Consider the following 19706-nt stretch of genomic DNA (forward strand, 5'->3'; position numbering starts at 1 on the left):
CCGAGACCTAAGAGAAGCCCGAGTAATCACTGTGGGAGCGAGCTTGCTCGCGATAGCGGTAGTCCAGTGACAACTAAGTTGTATTGGCTGCCGTCATCGCGAGCAAGCTCGCTCCCCACAATTGATCGGGTATAGCCGGAGAGACTGGCCGACTGTCAGGCCACCTTCGCGAGCAGGCTCGCTCCCACAATGGGCCGCAGTGAACACAGAACTCATGGACACCCAGGATCACCTGTGGGAGCAAAGCTTGCTCGCGATGAGGCCAGCAAACCCAACATCCATGTGACTGAGCCACCGCCATCGCGAGCAAGCTTTGCTCCCACAGTTCTGATGGGTGTACGACCGGGAGAACCAGGTCGGCTATCAGGCCGCCTCGCGGTGGACGTTGATCTCGGGCGCCCCGTTAACCACGCTGGCTGAACGAAGGTATTGCGCAGTGGGCAACCCGGCAAGGATGCCGAGCCTAGGCGAGGCACCAAGTGGCGGGGCAAAAGCGTTTTGCTTACTTTTGACTGGGCCGGCTTCCGGGCTTTTCAAAAGTGAGCCGCCGTCAGGGCGAAACCCTAAGCAGCCGTTACCGAAAAAACGGATAAGTCCCCAATCCCAAAAACCACTCACATATGGGTAGCACAGACCACCCATGTTAACCTTGCGCCCATCGCGGAAAAGCCGGGCCAATGCCCCTCCTTTTGCCCCACACCTTTCAACGAGCTTGCCTGACACCCATGAATACCGCCGTGAACGACCTCTCCAGCCACACGCCGATGATGCAGCAATACTGGCGCCTGAAGAACCAGCACCCCGATCAGCTGATGTTCTACCGCATGGGCGACTTCTACGAAATCTTCTACGAGGACGCAAAGAAGGCCGCCAAGCTGTTGGACATCACCCTGACGGCACGTGGGCAATCGGCGGGCATGGCCATTCCGATGTGCGGGATTCCTTACCACGCGGCAGAAGGTTACCTGGCGAAGCTGGTCAAGCTCGGCGAATCCGTGGTGATCTGCGAACAAGTCGGCGACCCGGCCACCAGCAAAGGCCCCGTGGAACGCCAAGTCGTGCGGATCATCACCCCGGGCACGGTCAGTGACGAAGCCTTGCTGGACGAACGTCGGGACAACCTGATCGCCGCAGTCCTGGGCGACGAGCGCCTGTTCGGCCTGGCGGTGCTGGACATCACCAGCGGTAACTTCTCGGTACTGGAAATCAAGGGCTGGGAAAACCTGCTGGCGGAACTGGAACGGGTCAATCCAGTAGAGCTTTTAATTCCTGATGACTGGCCCAAAGACCTGCCGGCAGAAAAACGCCGTGGCGTGCGTCGTCGGGCGCCGTGGGATTTTGAGCGCGACTCGGCGCTGAAAAGTCTCTGCCAGCAGTTTTCCACCCAGGACCTCAAGGGCTTCGGTTGCGAGAACCTGACCCTGGCCATCGGCGCTGCCGGTTGCCTGCTGGCCTACGCCAAGGAAACCCAGCGCACCGCCCTGCCCCACTTGCGCAGCCTGCGGCACGAACGCCTGGATGACACCGTGGTGCTGGACGGCGCGAGCCGCCGCAACCTGGAGCTGGACACCAACCTGGCCGGCGGGCGCGACAATACCTTGCAATCGGTGGTCGATCGCTGCCAGACCGCCATGGGCAGCCGCCTGCTGACTCGCTGGCTGAACCGGCCGCTGCGGGACCTGACCGTGCTGCTGGCGCGCCAGTCCTCCATTACCTGCCTGCTGGATCGTTATCGCTTCGAGCAGTTGCAACCACAGCTCAAGGAAATCGGTGACATCGAGCGGATCCTCGCCCGCATCGGTTTGCGCAACGCCCGTCCCCGCGACCTGGCGCGCCTGCGCGATGCCCTCGGCGCGTTGCCCGAACTGCAGGTGGCGATGACAGACCTCGAAGCGCCGCACCTGCAGCAACTGGCGCGCACCACCAGCACCTACCCGGAGCTGGCCGCGCTGCTGGAAAAAGCCATTATCGACAACCCACCGGCGGTGATCCGTGACGGTGGCGTACTGAAAACCGGCTACGACGCCGAACTCGACGAGCTGCAAGCGCTGAGCGAGAACGCCGGCCAGTTCCTGATCGACCTCGAAGCCCGAGAAAAAGCCCGTACCGGCCTTGCCAACCTCAAGGTCGGCTACAACCGCATCCACGGTTATTTCATCGAATTGCCGAGCAAGCAGGCCGAACAGGCTCCGGCCGACTACGTCCGTCGCCAGACCCTCAAGGGCGCCGAGCGTTTCATCACCCCGGAACTCAAGGCGTTCGAAGACAAGGCGCTGTCGGCCAAGAGCCGCGCCCTGGCCCGGGAAAAGATGCTCTATGAAGCGTTGCTCGAAGACCTGATCAGCCAACTGCCGCCGTTACAGGACACTGCTGGCGCCCTGGCGGAGCTGGATGTGCTGAGCAACCTGGCCGAACGCGCGCTGAACCTGGACCTCAATTGCCCGCGCTTCGTCAGTGAGCCGTGCATGCGCATCAGCCAGGGTCGTCACCCGGTGGTCGAGCAAGTACTGACCACGCCGTTCGTGGCCAACGACCTGAGCCTGGACGACAACACCCGCATGCTGGTGATCACCGGCCCGAACATGGGCGGTAAATCCACCTACATGCGCCAAACCGCGTTGATCGTGCTGCTGGCCCATATTGGTAGTTTCGTCCCGGCGGCCAGTTGCGAATTGTCCCTGGTGGACCGGATCTTCACCCGGATCGGTTCCAGCGACGACCTGGCCGGTGGACGTTCGACGTTCATGGTGGAAATGAGCGAAACCGCGAACATTCTGCACAACGCCACCGAACGCAGCCTGGTGCTGATGGACGAAGTTGGACGCGGCACCAGCACCTTCGACGGCTTGTCCCTGGCCTGGGCAGCGGCCGAGCGCCTCGCGCACCTGCGGGCCTACACGCTGTTCGCTACCCATTACTTCGAACTCACCGTGTTGCCGGAAAGCCAGCCTTTGGTGGCCAACGTCCACCTCAATGCCACCGAGCACAACGAACGCATCGTCTTCCTGCACCACGTGCTGCCCGGCCCGGCCAGCCAGAGCTACGGCCTGGCGGTGGCGCAACTGGCCGGCGTGCCAAGTGAAGTCATTACCCGTGCCCGCGAGCACCTGAGCCGCCTGGAAACCACCAGCCTGCCCCACGAAGCGCCGCGCCCGACCAAAGGCAAACCGGCCGCACCGCAGCAAAGCGACCTGTTCGCCAGCCTGCCGCATCCGGTGCTCGATGAACTGGCCAAGCTCGATCTGGACGACCTGACACCTCGTCGGGCACTGGATTTACTCTATACATTGAAGACACGGATCTAACACACAGGCTTTCAAGCTGTTAGAATCGCGCGCGGTTTGGGATGCTGCGGACTATTAGCCTGGTTCGCAGACTATCGCTCCCAAACCTGGCGACCCTACCGTGAAGGGGCTTCGCTGCCGCCGCCTGAGGAGAGAATTAGAAATGACCTTCGTCGTCACCGACAACTGCATCAAGTGCAAGTACACCGACTGCGTAGAAGTGTGTCCGGTGGACTGCTTTTACGAAGGGCCGAATTTCCTGGTCATTCACCCGGACGAGTGCATCGACTGCGCCCTGTGTGAACCGGAATGCCCGGCGAACGCCATTTTCTCGGAAGACGAAGTGCCGGCCGGCATGGAGAACTTCATCGAGCTGAACGCAGAACTGGCGGACATCTGGCCGAACATCACCGAGAAGAAAGATGCGCTGCCGGACGCCGAAGAGTGGGATGGCAAGGAAGGCAAGCTCAAGGATCTGGAACGCTGATCGTTGCTGCTTTCGTGGAAAAGGCCCCTTGCGGGCCTTTTTGCTTTTTCGGGTCAAGAAATCGCAGGCAAAAAAAGGGGCGGTTTGACCCGCCCACATTTTTTCCCTAATCCCTTTAATCCTTTTCATCATCCTGATGAATCGCGTCCTGCGATATCCTTCCTTCCCATCGTCCTTGACGGGTGTGTCTGTCCGTCGACACAGGACTGATATTAGTATTTTCCCAGGCGAGTGCAACGCGACTGATACAGGTGGCTTGCTCTGTCACGCTACGTTCATCAACAAATTTTCGTTATAAATCAGTCAAATACAAAAGGATCACGGTATTTATAGCGGTCTGTCCGGCCGATGAGGAACTGAACGCTTACGTAACACTAGGCAAAGGCTTACACGCTGAAACTACAAATAGAACGGGACTGGAAAACGCCCCCTCAGAAACGCTTAGGTTCCAGACCAGTCGTAATGATGATGATCTATAGTTTTTACGAGGGGGGTGTATATCCATTTCTTCGGTAACGGCCACTTACGGTTCCGCTCTTACCGCGGCTCACTTTTGAGAAGCCCGGAAGCCGACCCAGTCAAAAGTAAGCAAAACGCTCATGCCCCACCACTCGGCAACTCGCCTAGGCTCGGTGTGCCCTCACTCCGGCATTGCTCCGTGGGCCCTTCGCCCCCTTGAATGATCGAGTCGATCAACAGTGGTGACAGGTAGGCTGACACGGGGGGCTCTGTCCAAAAGTGACCCGCCGTAAGGGCGGAACCATAAGTAGCCGTGACCGAAGAAACGGATATACCCCCAAACCCAAGCCAAAAAAAACGGCACTTTCCATTTCTGAAAGAAGCACCGTTTTTTCCAAGTGAACAGCATCACAGCCAATCAGGGCCTTTCTGCTGCACTCGCCTTGGGTTATTGAAACAACGACTCGCTCGACAAGCCGTTCTTCTCCAGGATCTCTCGCAGACGCTTGAGACCTTCAACCTGGATCTGCCTCACCCGCTCACGGGTCAAACCAATCTCCAGGCCCACATCTTCAAGCGTGCTGCTTTCATGACCGCGCAAGCCGAAGCGGCGAATCACCACTTCCCGTTGCTTGTCCGTAAGTTCCGAAAGCCACTGGTCGATGCTCTGGGACAAGTCATCGTCCTGGAGCAACTCGCAAGGATCGGTCGGACGATCGTCGGTCAGGGTATCCAGCAGGGTCTTATCCGAGTCCGGCCCCAGCGAGACGTCTACCGAAGAGACCCGCTCGTTGAGCCCAAGCATGCGCTTGACCTCACCTACCGGTTTTTCCAGCAAGTTGGCGATTTCTTCGGGTGAAGGTTCATGGTCGAGTTTTTGGGTCAACTCACGGGCGGCCCGCAGATAGACGTTCAGCTCCTTGACCACATGAATCGGCAACCGGATGGTCCGGGTCTGGTTCATGATCGCCCGTTCGATGGTCTGGCGGATCCACCAGGTGGCGTAGGTCGAGAAACGGAAGCCGCGTTCGGGGTCGAATTTCTCGACGGCGCGAATCAGGCCCAGGTTGCCCTCTTCGATCAGGTCCAGCAGCGAAAGCCCACGATTGACATAGCGTCGGGCGATTTTCACCACCAGGCGCAGGTTGCTTTCAATCATGCGTTTTCGACCGGCCGGGTCGCCACTTTGCGACAGCCGCGCAAAATGAACTTCTTCCTCGGGGGAGAGCAGTGGCGAAAAACCGATTTCGTTGAGGTACAGCTGAGTGGCGTCCAGCGCCCGGGTGTAATCGATGTACTTATGTTGTTTAAGCGAAGCGGAGTGTTTGGATTTGGCACGAACGGAAGGTGGAGTCGCCCCTTCATCATTCGACATCGAATCCATAGCGATGCCGGTCTCCATAAGGAGAACCTCATCGTCGATGTCAAACTCCGGCACTTCTTTACTGAGAGCCATTGTTATAGTCCTTTGGTGAGTTCGACCTCAAGCTCAAGCGACGCCTTTATCCTTGGCAACGCTGGAGCCTGTTCCCTCTACGTGACGGAACAGGCTGACAATCAAATCAACGCCGTGGCAGGAATTGCAGCGGATCGACTGGTTTACCTTGTCGGCGAATCTCAAAATGCAGTTTCACCCGGTCTGTTCCCGTTGATCCCATTTCGGCAATTGTCTGTCCGACCTTGACCTGCTGCCCCTCCCGAACCAACAGCCTGCGGTTGTGACCGTAGGCACTGACGTAGGTATCGCTGTGTTTGATGATCACGAGTTCGCCGTAGCCCCTCAAACCACTCCCGGCGTACACAACCGTGCCATCAGACGCGGCTAAAACAGGCTGTCCCAAATCCCCGGCGATATCAATTCCTTTATTCAAACTACCGTTTGAAGAGAATTTTCCAATGAGAACGCCACTAGAAGGCCATCCCCAGCCTGTCGGGGCGGGGCCTGCCGGAGGCATCGGAACGGGGGTCGGTTTGCTCGCGACGGACGGTACTGTTGCCGCTTCAGCCCCCGTCGGCCGGCGAATAACCGTGGTTTTACTCGAGGAAGAAGGCGTCGAACCCGACTGCGTAACCACTGCGGTAGGCGTTGAACCGCTACGGCCATCGAAGCGAATCGTCTGACCTGGGTGAATCGTATAAGGCGCAGGAATGTTGTTACGCGCCGCAAGGGCTTTGTAGTCCCAGCCGTAGCGGAAAGCGATGGAAAACAGCGTATCGCCGCGACGGACTACATATTGGCCGGTCGTTACTGTAGGACGTTGAGGTGTTGCACTGTTGTTGCGATCGACAACCCGGACATTACCCGACGGCGTACTGGAACATCCGACCAGCAAAGTGCTCAAGACAAGGCCAGTCACCAGGCGCTGAAAGCTCGTGATACCCATACGCTGCGCAATGACTGTGAGACTCACCCGCCGCTCCCTTTGTGGTGGCAGAAAAATTGGAAACTGCCTATCCAGGCAGAACTCATATAAATATAGCTGGCAACGACTGCGCCTCTATTAATGAAGCGCAATGTGCCGCCGCACACGTTTGCTCGACGCCGTTGGACTCTGTTCAGCAAATCGGTGCCGCTGTAAGACACAGGCCAGGCCACGGAATTCAGCGTCTGTTTATAAATGCTCAGGCCAACGGCCCATTGAGTAACGGCACGAACCGCACCGCCCCCAGGACGTGTCGCGAAAAACCGTGTTCTTCACGCACGATCAGCATCAGTTGCTGGACTTCACCGGCGCCTACCGGAATCACCAGTCGCCCGCCGGGAGCAAGCTGATCCAGCAGGGCCTGGGGAACATCGGTGGCCACCGCGGTCACGATGATGCCGTTGTACGGCGCCAGGGCCGGCCACCCCTCCCAGCCATCGCCCCAGCGAAACACCACGTTGCGCAGGTTCAACTCAACCAGGCGTTCCTTGGCGCGATCCTGCAGTACCTTGATCCGCTCTACGGAAAACACCCGCTCGACCAGTTGCGACAACACCGCCGTCTGGTAACCCGAGCCGGTACCGATCTCCATCACCTTGTCCAGCGGCCCCGCCTCCAGCAGCAACTCGCTCATGCGGGCCACCATGTATGGCTGGGAAATGGTCTGGTTGTGGCCGATCGGCAACGCCGTGTCTTCATAGGCGCGATGGGCCAGGGCTTCATCGACGAACAGATGGCGCGGCGTGCGGCGAATGACTTCCAACACCTGGGCGTTGGAGAGACCTTCTTCGTAGAGACGCTGGATCAGTCGTTCACGGGTGCGCTGGGAGGTCATGCCGATTCCGCGGCGCAGCATATCGTCTTGCTCACGAGCCATCAGCGCAGCCCCTCCAGCCAGCCATCGAGATTTCGAAAGGCGTCGTTGAAGGTGCGGTCCAACTGCAACGGCGTGATCGAGACATAACCTTGCATCACCGCATGGAAATCAGTGCCCGGCCCGCCGTCCTCGGCATCACCGGCGGCGGCGATCCAGTAACCGGCCTTGCCGCGCGGGTCGACGACATGCATCGGTTTGGCGGCGCGGGCACGGTGGCCCAGGCGAGTGAGCTGGATGCCACGGATGTGATCGAGCGGCAGGTTGGGGATATTCACGTTCAGCACCGTGCGTGGCGGCAGCTCCAGCTCGCCGTGGGCTTCGACCAGTTTACGGGCGAAGTAGGCGGCGGTCGGCAAGTTATCGACCTGCCGCGAAACAAACGAAAAGGCAAACGATGGCTTGTCCAGGAAGCGACCTTCCAGGGCGGCGGCAACCGTGCCGGAATAAAGCACATCGTCCCCCAGGTTGGCGCCCAGGTTGATACCCGACACCACCATGTCCGGCTCACGCTCCAGCAAGCCGTTGAGGCCCAGGTGCACGCAATCGGTCGGGGTGCCGTTGAGGCTGATGAAACCGTTATCCAGATAGCAGGGGTGCAACGGACGGTCGAGCGTCAGCGAGCTGCTGGCGCCGCTTTTGTCCTGGTCCGGGGCGATGACCACGCACTCGGCAAAATCCGCCAGCGCAGCATAAAGCGCGGCAAGACCGGGTGCAGTCACCCCGTCGTCGTTAGAAATCAGAATACGCATGGGCTGTCCGTCTGCCCCACCGGCACCAGATCGACGAGTTCGCGCACCAAGACAGTGGCGAAACATCCGGCCGGCAGGACGAATTCCAGTTGCAGAATGTCCAGCGAGGGATAATGCCACGACAGCCCGCCAATGGGCAGTCGCAGGATGCGACGTTCGTGACTCATTCCCGCGTTTATCAACCAGTCCCGCAAATCGGCCTCGCCCGCGGCGATGGCTTGTTCCAGCTCAAACGTCGCACCAGCGGCAGGCGAAGGTCCCTCGCCCCACTGCGGCCCGGTCGGGTGCAGGTCGAGAATGGCCAGGCGCGGGTCGCTGCACTCAGCCTCGCCGGCCGGAAAAAAACTGCGGCTGTCGGTGAAGGCAAGCAAATCACCAACCTGGGCTTTTTGCCAAGTTCCGTCGGCGACCCGCGCCGCCAGCACCCGGTTGAACAGGAAACTGCGGGCGGTGGACAACAACCGCGAGCGCACATTGCGCTGTTCCGGCAACGCCTTGCGCGTCGCCCAGGCCCGGGCATCGACGACATTGCCGCCGTCATGGCCGAAACGCTGGGCGCCAAAATAGTTGGGGATACCCTGGCGGACAATCTGCTGCAGGCGCGCATCGATCGCCGCCGTGTCGCCCTTGAATTGGGTCAGGCGCAAGGTAAAGCCATTGGCCGAGTGCGCGCCGCGTTGCAGCTTGCGCCTGTGGCGTGCGGTCTTGAGGATTTTCAGCGTGTCGTTCTCTGCCGCCGACAGGTCCGGATCGGCCTTGCCCGGCAATTGGACGCTGAACCACTGGCGGGTCAGGGCCTGACGGTCCTTGAGCCCCGCGTAGCTGACGGTGCGCAACGGCACGCCGGCAGCCTTGGCGATTCGCCGGGCCGCTTCTTCGGTGTTCAAGCCACGTTTTTCAACCCAGATCCACAGGTGCTCGCCATCGCCGGTCAACGGGATGTCGAGCACTTCATCGACCTGGAAATCTTCAGCGGTGGCCTTGAGTACCGCGCTGCCCAGCGGTTCGCCGTAGGCCCGCGGCCCCAACAGTTCCAGTTCAGTCATGGGCGCAGCAACAAGGCAACGGAGTGGACGGCAATGCCTTCTTCGCGACCGACGAAGCCAAGCTTCTCGGTGGTGGTGGCTTTCACGTTCACTTGGTCCAACTCAACTTGAAGATCCTCGGCAATCAATTGGCGCATCGCTTCGATGTGTGGCGCCATCTTAGGGGCCTGGGCAACGATGGTGTTATCGACATTGCCGACTTTCCAGCCCTTGGCGTGGATGAGCGAGACCACATGGCGCAGCAGCACGCGGCTGTCGGCGCCCTTGAATTGCGGGTCGGTGTCGGGGAAGTGCTTGCCGATGTCACCCAGGGCAGCCGCGCCGAGCAATGCATCGCTCAAGGCGTGCAGCAGGACATCACCGTCAGAATGCGCGAGCAGCCCGAAGCCGTGTGCGATCCGCACGCCGCCCAGAGTAATGAAATCGCCTTCAGCGAAACGGTGAACATCGTAGCCGTGGCCAATACGCATAAAAAAACGCCCCGATTTTTGTCAGGGCGTGATTCTACCTGCATTAGGCCTTTAGAGCGCGCGCATGATGCTGCAAGTGGTCATCAATGAAGCTGGCGATGAAGAAATAGCTGTGGTCGTAGCCCGGTTGCAGGCGCAGTTCCAGCGGATGGTCGGCAGCCTTGGCCGCCTGTTGCAGGGCTTCGGGCTTGAGCTGGTTGGCCAGGAAATCATCGCGATCGCCCTGGTCCACCAGCAGTGGCAGCTTCTCCTGCGCCTCGGCAATCAATGCACAGGCATCCCATTCACGCCATTTCGAACGGTCTTCCCCCAGGTAACGAGAGAAAGCCTTCTGGCCCCATGGGCAATCCATCGGATTGTTGATCGGCGAAAAGGCCGACACCGAGCGGTAACGCCCCGGGTTGCGCAAGGCGCAGACCAGCGCGCCATGACCGCCCATGGAATGACCACTGATGCCGCGTTTGTCCGAGGCCGGGAAATGCGCTTCGACGAGTGTCGGCAATTCCTGCACCACGTAGTCATGCATCCGATAGTGCCGTGCCCACGGATCCTGCGTGGCGTTCAGATAAAAACCCGCCCCCAGGCCGAAGTCCCAGGCACCGTCCGGATCGCCCGGCACGTCGGCGCCACGAGGGCTGGTGTCCGGCGCGACGATGATCAGGCCCAACTCGGCGGCCATGCGCTGGGCACCGGCCTTTTGCATGAAGTTCTCGTCGGTGCAGGTCAACCCGGACAACCAATACAGCACAGGCAATTTGCCGCCCTGCTCGGCTTGCGGCGGCAGGTACACGGCAAACACCATGTCACAACCGAGCACATCGGAACGGTGCCGGTAACGTTTGTGCCAGCCGCCGAAGCTTTTCTGGCAGGAGATGTTTTCCAGACTCATGACCGACCTCAGAAATGGATAACGGTGCGGATGCTCTTGCCTTCATGCATCAGGTCGAACGCCTTGTTGATATCTTCCAGGCCCATGGTGTGGGTGATGAACGTATCCAGCGGGATCTCGCCCGTTTCGGCCATTGCCACATAGCTTGGCAACTCGCTGCGACCGCGCACGCCACCAAAGGCCGAACCGCGCCAGACGCGCCCGGTCACCAACTGGAAGGGACGGGTGGCGATTTCCTGGCCGGCGCCGGCCACACCGATGATCACCGACTCGCCCCAGCCTTTGTGGCAGCACTCCAGCGCGGCACGCATCAACTGGACATTGCCGATGCACTCGAAGGAAAAGTCCACGCCGCCGTCAGTCATATCGACGATGACTTCCTGGATCGGACGGTCGAAGTCTTTCGGGTTGACGCAATCGGTGGCACCCAGTTGCTTGGCGATTTCGAACTTGGCCGGGTTGATGTCGATGGCGATGATGCGCGAGGCCTTGGCCTTCACCGCGCCAATCACTGCCGACAGGCCGATGCCGCCCAGGCCGAAGATCGCCACGGTGTCACCCGGCTTGACCTTGGCGGTGTTGAGGACCGCGCCGATACCGGTGGTGACGCCGCAACCCAGCAGGCAGACCTTTTCCAGCGGGGCTTCTTTTTGAATCTTCGCGACGGAGATTTCCGGCAGCACGGTGTACTCAGAGAACGTCGAGGTGCCCATGTAGTGGAAAATCGTCTCGCCCTTGTAGGAAAAACGCGAGGTGCCGTCCGGCATCAGGCCTTTGCCCTGGGTGGCGCGAATCGCCTGGCAGAGGTTGGTCTTGCCTGACTTACAGAATTTGCACTGACCGCATTCCGGCGTGTACAGCGGGATCACATGGTCGCCCACCGCGACCGAGGTCACGCCTTCGCCGATGGCTTCGACAATCGCACCGCCTTCGTGACCGAGGATCGACGGGAAGATCCCTTCCGGGTCGGCGCCCGACAAGGTATAGGCGTCGGTGTGGCAGACACCGGAAGCCACCACGCGCAACAGCACTTCGCCCGCCTTGGGCATGGCGACGTCGACTTCAACGATTTCCAGGGGTTTCTTGGCCTCAAAGGCAACGGCAGCGCGCGACTTGATCATCCGGACTCTCCAGCAAATAAAAACAAGACCGGGAGTGTAATCCTCCGCCGGACGATGAATAATCCAACCAAAAGCAAAACATTATTGCTGTACAGGGATAATCCTTCATGTCCGATAACCGCTGGGAAGGGATCGACGAGTTCGTCGCCGTGGCCGAATGCAGTCAATTCACCGCCGCCGCTGAACGTCTCGGGGTTTCGTCTTCCCACATCAGTCGACAAATCGTACGGCTTGAAGAGCGTTTGCAGACACGTTTGCTCTACCGCAGTACCCGGCGGGTCACCCTGACCGAGGCCGGCCAGACATTTTTGCAGCATTGCCAACGCCTGCAGGACGGGCGCGAGGAAGCACTGCGGGCGGTGGGCGATCTCACCAGCGAACCCAAGGGCATGCTGCGCATGACCTGCGCCGTGGCCTATGGCGAACGGTTCATCGTGCCTCTGGTAACGCGGTTCATGGGGCTGTACCCGCAGTTGCGGGTAGACATCGAGCTGAGCAACCGTCCTCTGGACCTGGTGCACGAAGGCCTCGACCTGGCGATTCGCCTGGGTCGCCTGCAGGACTCCCGCCTGGTCGCCACGCGCCTGGCACCGCGGCGCATGTACCTGTGCGCTTCACCCTCTTACCTGGAACGCTACGGGCGGCCCCATAGCTTGTCGGAACTGAGCCGCCACAATTGCCTGATCGGCAGCTCCGACGTCTGGCAACTGGAGCAGAACGGGCGGGAATTTTCCCAACGGGTACAGGGAAACTGGCGCTGCAACAGTGGGCAAGCGGTGTTGGACGCGGCGCTGCAAGGGGTGGGGTTGTGCCAACTGCCGGACTATTACGTATTGGAGCATTTGCACAGCGGTGCATTGATCTCGCTGCTGGAGGCTCATCAGCCACCGAATACGGCGGTGTGGGCGTTGTACCCGCAGCAGCGGCACCTGTCGCCGAAGGTGCGCAAGTTGGTGGATTTTTTGAAGGAAGGGCTGGCTGGGCGACCGGAATATCGGGGATGACAGTGGTTTTTTGTCGTCTGGGGGTGACGCCATCGCGAGCAAGCTCGCTCCCACAGGGTTATCGTCGAATGACGGTCAAGTGTTCACACCAACCCACTGTGGGAGCGAGCTTGCTCGCGATGGCGCCGGCCCAGACGATGAAGATCTAACGAGGAAACATATCCGGTTTAATGCCGATTCGCCCAGCGCTGGCGCAACCACTCCAGATCTTCCGGCCGGGTGACCTTGATGTTATCGGCCCGCCCTTCGATCAGCCGCGGCGCCTGCCCGGCCCATTCCATGGCGGACGCTTCGTCGGTAATCAGCGCATCTGCAACCAGGCTGTCGGCCAAGGCCCGATGCAAGGCGCCGAGGCGGAACATCTGTGGCGTGTAGGCTTGCCAGATCACGCTGCGATCAACGGTCTCCAGCACGCGGCCGTGTTTGTCGACGCGCTTGAGGGTGTCGCGCGCCGGGACGGCCAGCAGGCCGCCGACTGGATCGGTCGCCAACTCGCTGAGCAGTGTGTCCAGATCATCCCGGGCCAGATTGGGCCGGGCGGCGTCGTGCACCAGCACCCAGTCGTGATCGTCGGCGCCCTGCTCGTGCAGGTACAGCAAGGCATTGAGCACTGAATCCGAACGTTGCTCGCCACCGTCGACGCGCTGGATGCGTGTGTCGTTGGCACAGGCCAGGGTCGGCCAGTAAGGATCATCGTGTGCAAGGCTGACCACCACGCCCTTGACGGTGGGATGGTCGAGGAAACAGCCGAGGCTGTGTTCAAGAATTGTGCGTCCGCCCAACTGCAGGTATTGCTTGGGACGGTCCGCGGCCATACGAGCGCCAACGCCCGCGGCAGGAATCACGGCCCAGAAGGCCGGCAAACGAATACTCATTGGGCCAACTGGTAGAGGGTTTCGCCCTCCTTGACCATGCCCAGTTCATGTCGAGCCCGTTCTTCAACGGTCTCCATGCCTTTTTTCAGCTCTGTCACTTCGGCGTCCATCACCCGATTACGCTCAAGCAGCGCCTCGTTCTCGGCGTGTTGGTCGGCAATTTGCTGAGTCAGGTCGGCCACTTGCGCCAAGCTGCCATTGCCCACCCACAGGCGGTACTGCAGGCCGGCCAGCAACAGGAGCAAGACAAGAAACAACCAATTGGGACTGCGCATCGAATATCAGGTATCCAGTGAAAAAAGACCGCCATGCCAAACTTTGAAGCGTCTGATAGCACGAAGCCTGGAAAACCCAGGCTTGTGCTTGATAAGGCATCAGATTAGAGGCAAAACCGCCGCCAGGGCGACCTTTTCGACACAATCCGCTGTCTTTTTACCATTTACTGCTTAACCGCGAAACTCGGCGCGACCGTTGTACTTGGCCTTGCCATTCAATTGCTCTTCGATACGCAGCAGTTGGTTGTACTTGGAAACGCGGTCGGATCGGCACAGCGAACCGGTCTTGATCTGGCCTGCCGCAGTGCCCACGGCCAGGTCGGCAATGGTCGAGTCTTCGGTTTCACCGGAGCGGTGGGAGATCACGGCGGTGTAGCCGGCCGCCTTGGCCATCTGGATGGCTTCCAGGGTTTCGGTCAGGGTACCGATCTGGTTGAACTTGATCAGGATCGAGTTGGCGATCTTCTTGTCGATGCCTTCTTTCAGGATCTTGGTGTTGGTCACGAACAGGTCGTCACCCACCAGCTGGGTTTTCTCGCCGATCTTGTCGGTGAGGATTTTCCAGCCAGCCCAGTCGGACTCGTCCAGGCCGTCTTCGATGGAGATGATCGGATAGCGTTCGGTCAGGCCCTTGAGGTAGTCAGCGAAACCTTCGGCGGTGAACACCTGGCCTTCGCCGGACAGGTTGTACTTGCCGTCTTCGTAGAATTCACTGGCGGCGCAGTCCAGGGCCAGGGTCACGTCGGTGCCCAGCTTGTAGCCAGCATTGGCCACGGCTTCGGAGATCACTTTCAGCGCGTCTTCGTTGGACGCCAGGTTCGGTGCGAAACCGCCTTCGTCGCCAACCGCGGTGCTCAGGCCACGGGCTTTGAGCACAGCCTTGAGGTGATGGAAAATCTCGGTGCCCATGCGCAGGCCTTCGGAGAAGGTCTTGGCGCCAACCGGCTGCACCATGAATTCCTGGATGTCGACGTTGTTATCGGCATGCTCGCCGCCGTTGATGATGTTCATCATCGGCACCGGCATCGAGTAGACACCCGGGGTACCGTTGAGGTTGGCGATGTGGGCGTACAGCGGCAGGTCCTGGTCCTGGGCAGCGGCCTTGGCAGCGGCCAGGGACACGGCGAGGATTGCGTTGGCGCCCAGGGTGGCTTTGTTTTCAGTACCGTCGAGCTTGATCATCGCGTGATCGAGGGCTTTCTGGTCGGCAGGATCCTTGCCCAGCAACAGGTCACGGATCGGACCGTTGATGTTGGCGACGGCTTTGAGCACGCCCTTGCCCAGGTAACGGCTCTTGTCGCCATCACGCAGCTCCAGCGCTTCGCGCGAGCCAGTGGAAGCACCGGACGGCGCGCAGGCGCTGCCGATGATACCGTTGTCGAGAAGCACGTCCGCTTCAACAGTGGGGTTGCCACGGGAGTCGAGAACTTCACGACCTTTGATGTCGACGATTTTTGCCATTGTTGTAAACACTCCAAAGTTGACGAAAACGCTGTGGGAGCACGGCTTGCCGGCGATGGGGGCCTCAAGGACGCCATCGCTGGCAAGCCATGCTCCCACAAGAGCAGTGCGGCCAGCGGGCCAGAGCGATAATCGAGCGGTACTTTACCGGAGAAAACCGCGTTACGCGGTTTCTATTGTCGGAAAACTCTTGACCAGCTCGTCCAACGCCTTGAGCTGAGACAGGAAAGGTTCCAGCTTGTTCAAGCGCAAGGCACAAGGGCCGTCGCACTTGGCATTGTCCGGATCCGGGTGGGCTTCAAGGAACAGGCCAGCCAGGGACTGGCTGATGCCAGCCTTGGCCAGGTCGGTCACCTGGGCGCGACGACCGCCAGCGGAGTCGGAACGACCGCCCGGCATCTGCAAGGCGTGCGTCACGTCGAAGAATACCGGGTATTCGAACTGCTTCATGATGCCGAAGCCGAGCATGTCGACTACCAGGTTGTTGTAACCGAAGCTCGAACCGCGCTCGCAGAGGATCAACTGGTCATTCCCAGCCTCTTCGCACTTGCTCAGGATGTGTTTCATTTCCTGGGGCGCGAGGAACTGGGCTTTCTTGATATTGATCACCGCGCCGGTCTTGGCCATCGCGACCACCAGGTCGGTCTGGCGCGACAGGAAAGCCGGCAACTGGATGATGTCGCAGACCTCGGCGACGACCGCGGCCTGGGCCGGCTCGTGGACGTCGGTGATGATCGGCACGCCAAAGGCTTGCTTGATGTCCTGGAAGATCCGCATGCCTTCTTCCTGGCCCGGGCCACGGTAGGAGGTCACGGACGAACGGTTGGCCTTGTCGAAGCTGGCCTTGAACACGTAAGGGATACCCAACTTCTGGGTGACCTTCACGTACTCCTCGCAGACCTGCATCGCCATGTCGCGGCTTTCCAGCACGTTCATGCCACCAAACAGCACCATGGGCTTGTCGTTGGCAATCTCGATGTCGCCGACACGAATGATCTTCTGGGCCATCGTCTTATGCCTTTTTCTGGTGTTGAGCCAAAGCGGCCTTCACGAAACCGCTGAACAGCGGATGACCGTCCCGTGGCGTCGAGGTGAACTCGGGGTGGAACTGGCAGGCGACGAACCATGGGTGATCCGGGGCCTCGACCACTTCGACCAGCGCGCCGTCACCGGAACGACCGGAGATTTTCAGGCCAGCTTCGATCAACTGCGGCAGCAGGTTGTTGTTCACTTCATAGCGATGACGGTGACGCTCGACGATCACATCCTTGGCGTAGCAATCGTGCACCTTGGAACCGGCTTCCAGCAGGCATTCCTGGGCACCGAGACGCATGGTGCCGCCCAGGTCCGAACTTTCGGTACGCACTTCCACCGCACCAGTGGCATCTTCCCACTCGGTGATCAGGCCCACGACCGGATGGCCGCTGGCGCGATCGAACTCGGTGGAGTTGGCGTCTTTCCAGCCCAGCACGTTACGGGCGAACTCGATGACCGCCACTTGCATGCCCAGGCAGATACCCAGGTAAGGCACCTTGTTTTCGCGAGCGTATTGCACGGCAGTGATCTTGCCTTCCACGCCCCGCAGGCCGAAGCCGCCCGGCACGAGGATCGCATCGGCGCCTTCGAGCAGGCCGGTGCCCTGGTTCTCGATGTCTTCGGAATCGATGTAGCGCAGGTTGACCTTGGTACGGTTGCTGATGCCAGCGTGACTCATCGCCTCGATCAGCGACTTGTAGGCGTCCAGCAGTTCCATGTACTTGCCGACCATGGCGATGGTGACTTCGTGCTCAGGGTTGAGCTTGGCATCGACCACGGCTTCCCATTCGGACAGATCGGCGCTGGCGCATTGCAGGCCGAAGCGCTCGACGACGAAGTCGTCCAGGCCCTGGGAGTGCAGGATCCCCGGGATCTTGTAGATGGTGTCGGCGTCTTCCAGGCCGATGACCGCGCGTTCTTCAACGTTGGTGAACTGGGCGATCTTGCGACGCGACGAGATGTCGATCGGGTGATCGGAGCGGCAGATCAGCACGTCCGGCTGCAGGCCGATGGAACGCAGTTCCTTGACCGAGTGCTGGGTGGGCTTGGTCTTGGTTTCGCCGGCCGTGGCGATGTACGGCACCAGTGTCAGGTGCATCAGCATCGCGCGCTTGGCGCCGATTTCGAAACGCAACTGGCGGATGGCCTCGAGGAACGGCTGGGACTCGATGTCGCCCACGGTGCCGCCGATTTCGACCATCGCCACGTCGGCATCGCCCGCACCCTTGATGATGCGGCGCTTGATTTCGTCGGTGATGTGCGGGATGACCTGGATGGTCGCGCCCAGGTAGTCACCACGCCGCTCCTTGCGCAGCACGTGTTCGTAGACACGGCCGGTGGTGAAGTTGTTGTTCTGGGTCATGGTCGTGCGGATGAACCGCTCGTAGTGGCCCAGGTCCAGGTCGGTCTCGGCGCCGTCGTGGGTGACGAACACTTCACCGTGCTGGAACGGGCTCATGGTGCCCGGGTCAACGTTGATGTACGGGTCCAGCTTGAGCATGGTGACCTTAAGTCCCCGCGCCTCCAGGATGGCCGCCAATGAAGCCGAGGCAATGCCTTTCCCCAATGAAGAAACAACACCGCCCGTGACGAATATGTAGCGCGTCATGAAAAACCCTAGAAGTCTGCGTTAAAGCGGTCCGAGCCGCCGGGGAAAGCGAAGGAAGGCCGAAGCCCCCGATCACCTGCATTAATCACAGTGCACCTTTCAAAAAAACCGCCGCGTTGGGACAGACCGGAAGTGAAATCACCGGTACGTTGCTCGCTACACATTTTTTGGAATCGCCCAGCAAAGACTGCTTGGTAATCGGCAACTCCTGCAATTCAGGCGAATCCACAGAAGTTGTATCAAGAAGGGAGCGTAGTCTACCGGAAAGCCCCTTTCAGCTCAAACCCAGATCTTGGCTTCCTGGCGTCCAGATCAATTGCCAACGGCCATCAGGTTGTGCATCGAGCCCGGCCAGATTGGCTACCGCCAGCAATTGCTCGCCCTGATAGAGCAGCGGCAATCGACCTCGAACGAACGCCGGCACGGCCTTTTCATTGAGCAAACGCTTGAGGTCACGGTGACCACGACCCTGTAACGCCATTACCTCGCCGCCCTGACGATAGCGCACGCTGAGCGGCCCCGCAGGCGGCGTGCCGTCGAGCACCACCCGACCATTGCCCGGCAGCCGCAGCGCAACCGCCGGATCAGCCCAGTCGACGGTGCCTGGCAGCGAACATAGCCAGTGGTCGGATAACCACCAGACCCGCCCGGCGGCCCGGTGCAGCTCGCCACCGGCCAGGCGCCAGATCGGTCGGGCATCGTCGGCGGCATCGCGCAACGAGTCCCAGCCCGACCAGTGATCGGTATCGGGCAGCAGGGTCATCCGTGCCAGCCAGTGGCTCAAAGCGTTGCGCTGACGGGCCGGCGACAAGGCCCGCAACGGCGCCAGCGCCAGGGATTGCAGCCCGAGCCAGTCGAACACGCCCGGAGTCGCGGCCTGGGCCAGGTCGATCCGCGCCAAATCGTCCAGCAAAGTTTGGGCTTCACCCATGTGCGCAGCGCTGCGAGCCAGGGTCGTCGAAGCTTGGGGCCATTGCTCGGCCAACACTGGAAAAACCCGCTGGCGCAGGTAATTGCGCGCATGCCGGTGATCGTCGTTGGAGGGATCTTCGATCCAGCTCAAGCCCTGCTGCCTCGCATAGGCTTCCAGCTCCACACGGGACACCTCGAGCAAGGGCCGCAGCAAATGCCCTTGGCCCAACGGACGCTGCGGCGGCATCGCCGCCAAGCCCTTCACCCCCGCCCCCCTTAGCAGGCGAAACAGCAGGGTTTCGGCCTGATCATCGCGATGCTGGGCGGTAAGCAGCACTTCATTGCTATGGATCGCCGCTACAAAGGCCGCGTAACGCGCTTCCCGCGCGGCGCGCTCGACACTGGCGCCAGGGCGCACATGCACAGTCACCACGTCCAGCGGCACGCCCAGGGCCGCGCAGACCGAACGACAATGGTCCGGCCACGCCTCAGCTACAGCCTGGAGGCCGTGATGCACATGAATAGCGCTCAGCGCGGGCAAGGGTTGGCGTTGCGAAAGGGTTACGAGCAGGTGCAGCAGGACGGTGGAGTCGAGGCCGCCGGAGAAGGCGATGCGCCAGGTGGCGGCGTTGCGCCAGGGGAGCATGTGTTTGAGGAGCCGGGTTGGCAGATCAATCGTGGGCTGATTCATCGCAACTGCCTTCACACAAATCAAATGTGGGAGCGAGCT

Annotated in this window: 17 protein-coding genes; 3 read left to right on the forward strand and 14 right to left on the reverse strand. The window is 60.5% G+C overall.

Going from position 1 to position 19706, the window contains the following annotated elements; translation table 11 throughout:
* The first annotated feature begins 737 nt into the window (after positions 1–737).
* Both mutS and fdxA read left to right on the forward strand, forming a co-directional pair.
* Positions 738–3305: a DNA mismatch repair protein MutS gene (gene mutS / locus KGA89_RS00830; RefSeq protein ID WP_167331288.1), complete on the forward strand. Its 2568-nt coding sequence runs from the start codon at positions 738–740 to the stop codon at positions 3303–3305.
* A gap of 142 nt (positions 3306–3447) precedes the next feature.
* Positions 3448–3771, forward strand: coding sequence for a ferredoxin FdxA (gene fdxA, locus KGA89_RS00835; protein WP_003198291.1), 324 nt, complete (start codon positions 3448–3450; stop codon positions 3769–3771).
* A gap of 907 nt (positions 3772–4678) precedes the next feature.
* Here fdxA and rpoS read toward each other — a convergent pair.
* From rpoS to KGA89_RS00875, 8 genes are all read right to left on the reverse strand, one after another.
* A complete protein-coding gene (gene rpoS, locus KGA89_RS00840) occupies positions 4679–5686 on the reverse strand; it encodes an RNA polymerase sigma factor RpoS (RefSeq protein WP_003198289.1) in 1008 nt (335 codons plus the stop codon).
* 106 nt (positions 5687–5792) lie between these two features.
* Positions 5793–6641: a peptidoglycan DD-metalloendopeptidase family protein gene (locus KGA89_RS00845; RefSeq protein WP_100264191.1), complete on the reverse strand. Its 849-nt coding sequence runs from the start codon at positions 6639–6641 to the stop codon at positions 5793–5795.
* A gap of 211 nt (positions 6642–6852) precedes the next feature.
* Positions 6853–7488, reverse strand: a complete 636-nt coding sequence (locus tag KGA89_RS00850) for a protein-L-isoaspartate(D-aspartate) O-methyltransferase (RefSeq protein ID WP_170862085.1) — start codon at positions 7486–7488, stop codon at positions 6853–6855.
* Between the two features lie 41 nt (positions 7489–7529).
* A complete protein-coding gene (gene surE / locus KGA89_RS00855; RefSeq protein WP_038856712.1) occupies positions 7530–8279 on the reverse strand; it encodes a 5'/3'-nucleotidase SurE in 750 nt (249 codons plus the stop codon).
* The gene (gene truD / locus KGA89_RS00860) at positions 8267–9325 is read right to left on the reverse strand and encodes a tRNA pseudouridine(13) synthase TruD (RefSeq protein ID WP_223470233.1); all 1059 of its coding nucleotides are present in this window, start codon (positions 9323–9325) and stop codon (positions 8267–8269) included. Before truD ends, surE begins: the two co-directional genes overlap by 13 nt.
* Entirely contained in the window at positions 9322–9795 is a 474-nt protein-coding gene (gene ispF, locus KGA89_RS00865) for a 2-C-methyl-D-erythritol 2,4-cyclodiphosphate synthase (protein WP_003184863.1), read from the reverse strand. The genes truD and ispF overlap by 4 nt, the downstream gene beginning before the upstream one ends.
* Before the next feature lie 43 nt (positions 9796–9838).
* Positions 9839–10684 carry an S-formylglutathione hydrolase gene (fghA, locus tag KGA89_RS00870; protein WP_003198277.1) on the reverse strand — a complete coding sequence of 282 codons (846 nt, stop codon included), beginning with the start codon at positions 10682–10684 and terminating at the stop codon, positions 9839–9841.
* Positions 10685–10692: 8 nt separating this feature from the next.
* The gene (locus KGA89_RS00875) at positions 10693–11805 is read right to left on the reverse strand and encodes an S-(hydroxymethyl)glutathione dehydrogenase/class III alcohol dehydrogenase (RefSeq protein WP_003198276.1); all 1113 of its coding nucleotides are present in this window, start codon (positions 11803–11805) and stop codon (positions 10693–10695) included.
* A gap of 107 nt (positions 11806–11912) precedes the next feature.
* Here KGA89_RS00875 and KGA89_RS00880 point away from each other — a divergent pair, with 107 nt between their 5' ends.
* The gene (locus KGA89_RS00880) at positions 11913–12809 is read left to right on the forward strand and encodes a LysR substrate-binding domain-containing protein (protein WP_003198274.1); all 897 of its coding nucleotides are present in this window, start codon (positions 11913–11915) and stop codon (positions 12807–12809) included.
* A 167-nt stretch (positions 12810–12976) separates the two neighbouring features.
* Here KGA89_RS00880 and ispD read toward each other — a convergent pair whose 3' ends face one another.
* From ispD to tilS, 6 genes are all read right to left on the reverse strand, one after another.
* Entirely contained in the window at positions 12977–13684 is a 708-nt protein-coding gene (ispD, locus tag KGA89_RS00885) for a 2-C-methyl-D-erythritol 4-phosphate cytidylyltransferase (protein ID WP_003198271.1), read from the reverse strand.
* Entirely contained in the window at positions 13681–13959 is a 279-nt protein-coding gene (gene ftsB, locus KGA89_RS00890; RefSeq protein WP_003184873.1) for a cell division protein FtsB, read from the reverse strand. Before ftsB ends, ispD begins: the two co-directional genes overlap by 4 nt.
* 171 nt (positions 13960–14130) lie before the next feature.
* A complete protein-coding gene (eno, locus tag KGA89_RS00895; protein WP_028237207.1) occupies positions 14131–15420 on the reverse strand; it encodes a phosphopyruvate hydratase in 1290 nt (429 codons plus the stop codon).
* A 162-nt stretch (positions 15421–15582) separates the two neighbouring features.
* The gene (kdsA, locus tag KGA89_RS00900; protein ID WP_223470235.1) at positions 15583–16428 is read right to left on the reverse strand and encodes a 3-deoxy-8-phosphooctulonate synthase; all 846 of its coding nucleotides are present in this window, start codon (positions 16426–16428) and stop codon (positions 15583–15585) included.
* Positions 16429–16432: 4 nt separating this feature from the next.
* Entirely contained in the window at positions 16433–18064 is a 1632-nt protein-coding gene (locus KGA89_RS00905; protein WP_003198266.1) for a CTP synthase, read from the reverse strand.
* A 274-nt stretch (positions 18065–18338) separates the two neighbouring features.
* A complete protein-coding gene (gene tilS / locus KGA89_RS00910; protein ID WP_223470237.1) occupies positions 18339–19667 on the reverse strand; it encodes a tRNA lysidine(34) synthetase TilS in 1329 nt (442 codons plus the stop codon).
* Positions 19668–19706: the final 39 nt, after the last annotated feature.

The sequence above is a fragment of the Pseudomonas sp. A-RE-22 genome, assembly GCF_019956035.1.
Classification (GTDB): domain Bacteria; phylum Pseudomonadota; class Gammaproteobacteria; order Pseudomonadales; family Pseudomonadaceae; genus Aquipseudomonas; species Aquipseudomonas brassicacearum.